General features: G+C 40.7%; 8 protein-coding genes. 1 reads left to right on the top strand and 7 read right to left on the bottom strand.

Features of this window, described 5'->3' with window-relative positions:
- The 7 genes from AC33VI_RS15900 to AC33VI_RS15930 form a co-directional block, all read right to left on the bottom strand.
- A partial coding sequence (locus AC33VI_RS15900; protein ID WP_491783247.1) for a type I polyketide synthase occupies positions 1–1196 on the bottom strand: 1196 nt, incomplete at its 3' end.
- Positions 1197–1254: 58 nt separating this feature from the next.
- A complete protein-coding gene (locus AC33VI_RS15905) occupies positions 1255–2613 on the bottom strand; it encodes a hypothetical protein (protein ID WP_491783248.1) in 1359 nt (452 codons plus the stop codon).
- Positions 2614–2714: 101 nt separating this feature from the next.
- On the bottom strand, positions 2715–3044 hold the full coding sequence (locus AC33VI_RS15910; RefSeq protein ID WP_491783249.1) for an acyl carrier protein: 330 nt from the start codon (positions 3042–3044) through the stop codon (positions 2715–2717).
- 41 nt (positions 3045–3085) lie between these two features.
- Positions 3086–3991: an acyl-CoA desaturase gene (locus AC33VI_RS15915; RefSeq protein ID WP_491783250.1), complete on the bottom strand. Its 906-nt coding sequence runs from the start codon at positions 3989–3991 to the stop codon at positions 3086–3088.
- Positions 3992–4020: 29 nt separating this feature from the next.
- A complete protein-coding gene (locus AC33VI_RS15920; protein WP_491783251.1) occupies positions 4021–4983 on the bottom strand; it encodes an acyl-CoA desaturase in 963 nt (320 codons plus the stop codon).
- Positions 4984–5015: 32 nt separating this feature from the next.
- Positions 5016–5330: a hypothetical protein gene (locus tag AC33VI_RS15925; RefSeq protein ID WP_491783252.1), complete on the bottom strand. Its 315-nt coding sequence runs from the start codon at positions 5328–5330 to the stop codon at positions 5016–5018.
- Between the two features lie 543 nt (positions 5331–5873).
- A complete protein-coding gene (locus AC33VI_RS15930; protein WP_491783253.1) occupies positions 5874–6083 on the bottom strand; it encodes a hypothetical protein in 210 nt (69 codons plus the stop codon).
- Positions 6084–6597: 514 nt separating this feature from the next.
- Here AC33VI_RS15930 and AC33VI_RS15935 point away from each other — a divergent pair.
- On the top strand, positions 6598–6810 hold the full coding sequence (locus AC33VI_RS15935) for a hypothetical protein (protein ID WP_491783254.1): 213 nt from the start codon (positions 6598–6600) through the stop codon (positions 6808–6810).
- The last annotated feature ends 81 nt before the right edge of the window (positions 6811–6891 follow it).

The raw sequence follows: 6891 nt of genomic DNA on the forward strand, positions 1-6891 counted from the left end.
ACCCAAGGCTGATATTCGGTGGGAATAAATAGGGGTACTCCATCAAAAGAAATATAAGGATTGAGTTCCTTGAGATGGAGGTGGGGGGCGATCTCGCGATGTTGTAGTTGTAAAACCACCTTGATTAGCCCCGCCATGCCCGCTGCTGATTCTAGATGACCGATATTGGTTTTGACCGAACCAATGCCACAGGGATTATCTGGGTTGCGATTTTTGCCAAAGATAGCTTTGAGAGATTTGACCTCAATCGGATCGCCCAAAGATGTGCCAGTACCGTGAGCTTCAACATAGCTAATTTGCTCTGGTTCTACCCCAGCATTTTTCAGGGCTTGACGAATAACCACTTGTTGAGATGGCCCATTGGGAGCGGTTATGCCGTTGCTCGTACCATCTTGATTGATCGCCGAGCCGCGAATAACTGCCTGAATATTATCGCCATCTTGGAGCGCATCCGCCAGACGTTTTAAGATGACTACACCACAACCTTCTCCCCTGACATAGCCATCGGCAGCAGCATCGAAGGTTTTACAGCGACCGTCAGCAGCCATCATCCGTGCTTGGGAAAAGGTGATAGTCGGTTCGGGAGAGAGCATTAAGTTTACCCCTCCCACCAGACAAAGATTAGATTCTCCGTATCTAAGACTCTGACTAGCTAGGTGGATGGCTACCAAGGAGGACGAGCAAGCCGTATCAATGGTCATACTGGGACCGTGGAGGTCGAGTAGATAGGATATACGATTGGAAGCAATGCTAGGACCCGTACCAACCCCACTATAAGCACTCAGGCGATCCCAGTCTCGATAAACCATTCTGTGATAGTCTATATTGCTCAGACCCACGTATACACCAGTTTGCGTCCCCTCTAGCTCGGCGGGAGTAATCCCCGCATTTTCGATCGCTTCCCAGGTTACTTCCAATAACAATCGATGTTGGGGATCTATTTGTTCGGCTTCGCGGGGGGAAATTCCAAAGAAGCTCGGCTCAAATCGATCTACCCCCTCCAGAAATCCGCCCCATTTGGTACTCATTGTCCCTGCTTTAGCTGGATGAGGATCGTAGAAATCGTCAACATTCCATCTGTCGGAGGGAACTTCTGTGATGGCATCTATGCCGTGACGTAACAAATGCCAAAATTCTTCTGGGTTATTGGTTTTGGGGAAACGGCAGCCAATGCCGATAATTGCGATGGGTTCCATGGCAAACTTGCTTAGTGGATGATACTATGACAATTTTTTTTAGTTCTGATGACACGCCCTAACTAACGGCAAGGCGAGAAAATCCCTTAAAGGTGTTGGTGTTATCTTGAATTGCTTTTGCTAGATTGCCCCCCGCAGCCATCAGCCTCATTTCGCGGTTGACGGGCCAAAGATAATCAAAATCGTCGAAAAAGCGTCGGAAAGAGAGAAGAAGCTGCTGATGATTTTTCATCGCCAGATGAAAACCTTCGTGTTCTTGACAGAAAGACTTCTCTAACCAATGGAGAGCTTCGGAGGGAGACATCCCAAATAAAGGGGATTGTAATAGCTCGTAAACAAAAGTCATTAAAAAGCGATCGTCTTGGAGATAGCGGTGGGGAAAGACTCCCGACATACCGCCAAAGCTTGCCCGTTGCACCATGTAAATCGACATATTGGCAACAAATTTTTCGTATGCCGTCGGCTGAGAGAAATCTTTATACATATCTTTGGATAAAACCCGAGACATAGTAGTGTGGTAGGCTTCATCTAAATGGTGGTAATAAGAAACAGCGGTGGGTGCGGGAACAAACTCTCCCTGTTTTTTGAGTTGGCGGTAATACTTAACCAGGGGATATTCCATCCCTTTGAGTAAAATATTGCCCATCATCCTTGCTGCATAATATTGACAAGCTAAGAAAGGCGAACCAGATCCCCAATTGAAGGTAAAGAAACCCTGATAAGAACTAGAGATTCCTCTGCCTAAGATTCCCTTAGTAGGAGTCGTAATGACAAACTTTTCTTTCGCTTCTAGTTGACTGAGATAATCAGAATAATATGCTTCTTTACTTTTGAGCATATTTTTGGCTAGGTAACGAAGGGCATAATATTGAGCTGTTACCCAGGAATTGTGACCTAAATTGGATTTATAGGAGTGAGATCTTTGTAAATTTTGTAATGGTTTTTTACCGATTAAGGCGATCGCACTCATCAATCCCATCTTACGAAAGGCATGAACGTGAGTATATTCTTGCTCGGTTTCCAGGTCTAATTCTTGGCAAACTTTATCGTAACCACCAATGGCTTTAAAGACACTAGAGGTAATTTGATTAAAAGCAATAGTTTCGGTTTCGGTTTCGGCAGTGTAATTGTATTTGGTAAACCAGTGGAGGTGATTTAAGGCTAATTTTTGGGCGGGAGAAGCAGCTTGATAAAGGGGAGTGCCATAGAGTAAAGAATGCTCTGGCTGACTCCAGTAATAACTACTATGGTCGCTATATTTAAAGCTTTTATCTAGCAATTCGATGTTTTCGGTATAGTCCGAATCAACATTGCTCTCATAAGTAAGATTAATTACTTTGAGATGTCTGCGTTGTTTTTTTTCGGTCGCAGAGATCCCTTGGGGACTAGTAGTGGGGTTATGAATAGTATCTACCATGAGGTGTCGAGCAAATAATATAGATTGAGCACTGAGCTTGAGATAATTAGGAAATAGTTTCTAAATGAAGAGTTAATCTGGCAATAATTTCCAGTAAATAGCTAAAATCCATCAGCTATGTGTTTGGCTAGGGCTTTAATCGTAGGATAATCGTAAACTAGGGTAGGGTCGAGTTCGATCTTCAACCAGTCTTCGAGGTCGCCCGTCATACCTACTACTGCTGATGAATCGAGACCATAGCGATCGAAAGGAATAGCAATATCAATCTCATCGGGACTGACTTCTAGCATCTGGGCTAAATAAGAAATCATCCAATCCTGAATTTCTGATTTTGCTGGTAGATCGCAGACATCATCTTCAGCAACAAAATATTGTTGTTCTGAAGTTTCAGTTTCTGAGCGATCGATTGTTGAAAATTTATCAAGTTCCATTGTTTCAACTTACATAATTGTGATTGTTTTAACGCCTTTGATTAGACGATCTTTTTGGACTCGACTGTAGCGGCTTTAGGGGTTTTGACGTTCCACACCAGACCTACTGCTTCTAAACTGCGAATCAGCCAAGCACTGAGATCGATTTGCCACCAATGCAAACCCACAATTGCTGAATTGGGAAAAGCATGATGGTTGTTGTGCCAAGATTGTCCCATAGTCGGGATGGCAAGCCAGAAATTATTAGTACTGCGATCGCCCGTAGCAAAAGGACGGCTACCATACAGGTGACAGATGGAATTGGTACTCCAAATAAACTGATGTACCAAAAAGATGCGTACCAGTCCGCCCCAAAGTAAGCCACGCCACACTCCAGACCAAGATCCAGTGATGATTCCTCCCGCAACAGCGGGTAAAATCAAACCCAAAACCACCCAAACTAGTTGAAGTCGATTGATTTTGGCAATAATGGGATCTCGCAGTAAGTCTTTAGCAAAGACCATAGAATTAGTAATTTCTCCTTGGAAAATCCAGCCTACATGAGCGTGCCACAGTCCCCGCAGATGTCCGCCAATACCATCGCCGTGTAAATGGGGAGAATGAATATCTCCTGGTAAGTCGGTATATTGGTGATGACGGCGGTGGTGGGCTACCCAATAGATAACTCCACCCCCAGCCCCCATAGAGCCAAGAACCGCTAATATAATGCGGATAGCAGTATTGGTTTGGAAAGCATGATGGGAAAAATAACGATGAAAGCCCACTTCCAGACCGATTGTGGTTAGGACAAACATCCCGACTAACAGTCCGATTTCCCAAGCACTAATTCCAGATCGATAAACTAATCCCAGACCGATTACAGCCGAAACTGTAGGTATGAGAACGATCGAGAAGCTCACTCTTTTGTAGACATCTTGCAAATATTTATTTTCAATCGCGATATTCATCCTCTAATTCCCCAGAAATATTATTCAACTCAAGCTTTCTTCGACTCGATCGCTGCCACCGAAGGAGTCTTAACATCCCAAACCAAACCCAATATTTTGAGTCCGCGAACGATCCAGGCACTAGGATCGATTTGCCACCAGTGCAAGCCGACAATTGCCGAGTTGGCAAAGGCATGATGGTTGTTATGCCAAGATTCCCCCATAGTCGGGATGGCTAGCCAGATATTATTAGTACTGCGATCGCCCGTATTAAAAGGACGATTGCCGTATACATGACAAATTGAGTTAATGCTCCAGAAGGCATGATGAGCCAAAAATACCCGTACAAATCCCCCCCAAAGTAATCCTTGCCAAACTCCAATCCAAGTTCCGATTAGGATTCCTCCCAAAGCTGCGGGGAGGGCAAAACCGAGAATTACCCAAAATATATATAGTTGATTGATTTTGGTAATTAGGGGATCTCGCAATAAGTCTTTGGTCAACAGCACATTGGGAAATTCACTAACAAAAAACCAACCGATATGTGCGTGCCACAAACCCTGTAGTCCTTGGATTTCTTGCCCTTCACTATTAACATGGGGAGAATGGGGATCGCCAGGGCGATCGCTACCTTGATGATGTCCCCGATGATGACTTACCCAGTGAATAATGTGACCCACTCCCGCCATCGAACCAAAAATGGCAAGGATGGCTCGAATGGGAGTAGTTGTTTGGAAAGCACGATGAGAAAAATAGCGATGGAAACCTAGCTCTATACCCAGAGTAGTCAAAACATACATGGCGATGGATAGCCATATTACTATGGGATCGATGCCAATGTAGGGAATTGACCCCACTGCCACAAGCAAACCCAAAAGGGGAATCATAACCGCTGCCCAGCCAAATTTACTTTGTATTTTTTGTAACCGAGCATTGGCTATGGTTGTCTTATTGCGGTTTTTGAAATCAGCTTTAAGTTCGATTTGCTTTTGTTTACTCGATTGTAATGACATCGATTTTCTCATAATAATTTTCCTTAACGGAGTCAGGAACTAAAAATTTCGTCATCTGTACTGGAATTGTCCTCTAAACTCGGTATTTGATAGAGTTTGATGTAGTTTATAACTTCTGATTCGTTACGTCCTGTTTGAAACAAGCGTTTAACAAAGTCCAGACAATAAACTTGATAATCACTCCAATGAGTCTGCTTTGGTATATATTGAAATTGATCTTTCCAGCTAGCGACTAGCACATTGATATATTTGTGAAATGTAGCTTCACTAATGTTGAGTTTTTTTTTAGCTTCTGCGCGACTGAAGAATTCAACTTTTTTGCCGCTTTTGGGGTCGATAGCCCACATTAGTTATTCCCTCTTTAAAAGTTGCAGGTCAATTACAGGTATCATGAGCAGAAATAAATTTACTATCGATCGAATTTATTAACCCATGACGTTTATTTATCTTGCTACCTCAACTACTGAGAGTTCAAAATTTCAGCTGAGAATTAAGTGAATTTTCCAGGCATCCATCCAAAGTACTACGATCTACTCAAGCTTTGGAAAAAAAAGAATTAGAGCTAATCTAATTTTTTTCTATCAGTCAGCCAACTCGATATTTCTGCACAAGATATGTAACCTAATTCTCAACCAAATGCCAGCACTTTGTATTACTGAAGATAACTATAGGATTTCTCTAATTAGTGAGGTACACACAATCAATAAAACCGAGGTCTTGACTGTACTTCATTAATATGAGAAACGCTATATCGGTCTTGCTTGCTTAACTCTTATTTAACTTACTAGTTATATTTAAGCTTAGTTCGATAATTTTGTCTGTATGAAAAATCTACATTAGTTGTTTTTTATTTCCACTACCTATTCAGGTTGACTATAATTAGTTGTAGACTAAGTATCAAAAGAACAGGCAAGCTCCACTGCTATTAGACCTTGTTTCTTTGCTTCTTTGCTAGTGGAAAATTCACTGTCAAAGTTAAATACAATACCAGTCAAATCAATAATACTAAAATAGTATACTTCATCTAAATCACAATAAATTAATAAAGTATAGCCATTAATACCAGTTATGCTTTGAATCTTCATTTCTACTTCCAACAAAATATTTGTTACTCCTGTTTTTGCTACTAGTTTTCATTGGCTATTAATAGGCAAAAGAAATTCTTATAATTCAGAATTGAAAAATAGTTCTTGTGAAATACTAAGTAGTTATCAACAAATTTTTCGTATATAGCTTTGAAAAGAATAAAAAAACACACCTTAAAAAACCAGTTTTAAAACTTGAAGTTTGCTTGACGTTATCTCACTTAACACTAGACATAATTTAAGTCTATTGCTCTCAATTGACTCAAAAAACTAACAAATATGTATTTTTTCAATTAGAATTGAATAATCAAAGGTATAATTTGGCTGGAAATATAAGTATTTGTTCTACTGATATTGTCAAAGTCGAAATACGACAACGATCGCACCAGTAGCTCAAATTATATATTCACCTACAATACCCCAACTATCAATTGAGTTAGAAATTTTGTTATCTTCAGATAGGACTATTTTATTTGAAAGATAACTAACAAAGTACAATTCAAAAACACTGTAAATTAAGCCAGTACAGATGAATCAATACAACTACAACTATGCCAAAATTTATCTTCAAGTTTATTGTACTTTGCTAGCAAAGTCACAAGCCGTTGGATTTACACAGCCAAATCCTTCCAATCAAGATAGAGACAAAGCTAAAGCGATCGCCAAATTAGCAGGGGTTCATACAGATGCGATTGTTGAATATTTGGTGAGTAACCTATCTCTAGAACTAGAATCAGTCTAAAAAATTCACTAAATTAAGTTTTGTTGTTCTTACCTTATCTTTAGTTTTTAGTTTTGTCTAGTACTAGAAACGCGATTGAGT

This window comes from Waterburya sp., from assembly GCF_058530065.1.